We start from the raw sequence: 2,215 nt of genomic DNA, 5'->3' as shown, positions 1-2,215 counted from the left end.
AGCCGGGTCTTGCCGACGCCGCCCGGACCGACCGCGGTCACCTGCCGGCGCGTCTTCACCGCCTCGGCCAGTTCCGCCCGCTCCCGGACCCGGCCGACGAACGCCGTCAGCGGCGTGGGGAGCGCGCAGGCCGGGTGTGGCCGCTCGGCGCGGGCGAGTTCGGCGGCGCGCCGGGCGAGTGCCCGCCGGTCCGCGACGTCCAGCTTGCGCAGCAGTGCGGAGACGTGTGACTCGACCGTGCGGACGGAGATGAACAGGCGCGAGGAGATCTCCGCGTTGCTGAGGTGCTCCCCGAGCAGCGCGAGCACCTCGCTTTCCCGGACCGAGATCGCTGAAGTGGACACGGCGTCATTATCCGTGGTCGTTTCCACAGCGGGTCCGTACACGTCTCCGTGGTGGTTTCCGTACGCGTCTCCGTGGTGGTTTCCGTGGTGAGCACGGAGGCGGACCGCGCCCTCGCGGCGAGAGGCTGTGACCACGGCGAACGAGCCCGGCAGATGAAGCCGGGCCGACCGTGGCCCCGACCGCAGGAGTGACTGGAATGACCATGACCGGCTCGTCCACGGCGACCGACACCGAGGCCGCCGGGACACCTTCCGCCCCGCGCCCGCGCCCTCTGCGCCGCCGTGACACCGAGCACCGGCTCGCCCATGACGTCGATGTCTGGGTGGCGACCGCCTCGGCGGACGGGGTGCCGTACCTGGTGCCCCTGTCCTTCGACTGGGACGGCGAGACCTTGCTGGTCTCCACTCCGGCCGGCAGCCCGACCGGCCGGAACCTCGCCGTCCGCGGCACCGTCCGGCTGGGACTGGGGCCCACCCGCGACGTGTCGATGATCGACGGCGAGGTGGAGGTCCTGGAGATCGACGCGCTGCCGCGGGAGCGCGCCGACCGGTTCGCCGCCCGCACCGGCTTCGACCCGCGTACGCCGTCCCCGTCCGGCACGCCGTACCGCTGGTTCCGGGTCACCCCGCGCCGTGTCCAGGCCTGGCGCGAGGCGGACGAGCTGACGGGCCGCGAGCTGATGCGCGACGGCGCCTGGACCTGCTAGTGCCTGTCTGACGATTCCCGCACCCCAAGCGCACGCACCGAGAGAGGAACCCTGCCATGACCAGCACGCAGAAGCCCGCACAGAAGTCCACGCAGAAGCCCACACGGAAGAGCGGCACGGCCGAGAAGAGCTTCGACGGGTTCACCGCCGAGGAACGCGAGGCGATGAAGGACCACGCCAAGGAACTCAAGGCGTCCGCGCGCCGCAGCCCGCGCACGGCCAGGGCCGACGGCGAGAGCGACGTCCGCGCGAAGATCGCCGAGATGGAGGACGCGGACCGTGTCCTCGCGGAGCGGCTCCACGGGATCGTCGGTACCGCCGCGCCGCAGCTCACGCCGAGGCTGTGGTACGGCATGCCCGCCTACGCCCGAGACGGCAAGGTCGTCTGCTTCTTCCAGAGCGCCCAGAAGTTCAAGTCCCGGTACGCCACCCTCGGCTTCAGTGACCAGGCGAACCTCGACGACGGCACCCTGTGGCCCACCTCCTACGCGCTGACGGAGCTGACCGCCGGCACAGAGGCGCAGATCATCGCGCTGATCGAGAGGGCAGCCGGCTGAAACCGGGTACGCGAGGCTGATTACCGGTAGGGGCCGTGCCTTCGGCAGGATGGCCCCATGACCGAGATCCGCACCCCCCGCCTCATCCTCCGTCGCTGGCACGACGACGACCTGGTACCCATGGCCGAGATCAACGCCGACCCCGACGTGATGCGCTGGGTCGACGACGGCTCGGTGCTCGACCTGGACGGGACGGCGGAGGCCATCGAGCAGTGGGAAGAGGAGTGGGACGAGGAGGGCTTCGGACTCTTCGCGGTCGAGTTGCTGGCCTCGGGCGAGCTGGCCGGTTTCACCGGCCTGTCCGTGCCGGGACACCTGCCCGAGGTGGCCTCCGAGGTGGCGGTCAGCTGGCGGTTCGGTTCACCGTTCTGGGGTCAGGGGTACGCCTCGGAGGCCGCCCAGGCGACGTTGGAGTTCGCGCTCCAGGACCGTGGCCTCGACCGGGTCATCAGCGTCTGCCGGGTGGGGGACGAGGCCTCCGAGAACGTCATCCGCAAGCTGGGCATGGTGCCGGAGCGGGTGATCACCCATCCGGTGCACGGTTTCGCGCTGGGCGTGCACGCCATCGACCTCACGGAGTACGAGGCGTGAGCGGGCGGAGCGGCGG

General features: G+C 71.2%; 4 protein-coding genes. 3 read left to right on the top strand and 1 reads right to left on the bottom strand.

All coding sequences use genetic code 11. The annotated features are described in order from the left end of the window. Positions 1-344: response regulator transcription factor (locus BZL64_RS36890; protein ID WP_143663427.1), on the bottom strand; the 344-nt coding region annotated here is incomplete at its 3' end. 203 nt (positions 345-547) lie between these two features. On the opposite strand from BZL64_RS36890, the gene BZL64_RS36885 reads away from it, so the two are divergent. From BZL64_RS36885 to BZL64_RS36875, 3 genes are read left to right on the top strand one after another with little or no spacing between them, the layout of a single operon-like run. Then, on the top strand, positions 548-1,051 hold the full coding sequence (locus BZL64_RS36885) for a pyridoxamine 5'-phosphate oxidase family protein (RefSeq protein ID WP_086773371.1): 504 nt from the start codon (positions 548-550) through the stop codon (positions 1,049-1,051). A gap of 56 nt (positions 1,052-1,107) precedes the next feature. After that, positions 1,108-1,608, top strand: coding sequence for an iron chaperone (locus BZL64_RS36880; protein ID WP_086773370.1), 501 nt, complete (start codon positions 1,108-1,110; stop codon positions 1,606-1,608). A 57-nt stretch (positions 1,609-1,665) separates the two neighbouring features. Continuing rightward, on the top strand, positions 1,666-2,199 hold the full coding sequence (locus tag BZL64_RS36875; protein ID WP_086773369.1) for a GNAT family N-acetyltransferase: 534 nt from the start codon (positions 1,666-1,668) through the stop codon (positions 2,197-2,199). The last annotated feature ends 16 nt before the right edge of the window (positions 2,200-2,215 follow it).

Source organism: Streptomyces bobili (genome assembly GCF_002154575.1).
GTDB lineage: Bacteria > Actinomycetota > Actinomycetes > Streptomycetales > Streptomycetaceae > Streptomyces > Streptomyces bobili.
Note: the sequence above shows the minus strand (reverse complement) of the source record. Positions and strands in the feature narration are given on the sequence as shown.

Bases quoted from the DNA above. Each gene is read 5' to 3' on its own strand.
- BZL64_RS36880 (WP_086773370.1), top strand. From the start codon at position 1,108: ATGACCAGCACGCAGAAGCCCGCACAGAAGTCCACGCAGAAGCCCACA.
- BZL64_RS36885 (WP_086773371.1), top strand. From the start codon at position 548: ATGACCGGCTCGTCCACGGCGACCGACACCGAGGCCGCCGGGACACCT.
- BZL64_RS36875 (WP_086773369.1), top strand. From the start codon at position 1,666: ATGACCGAGATCCGCACCCCCCGCCTCATCCTCCGTCGCTGGCACGAC.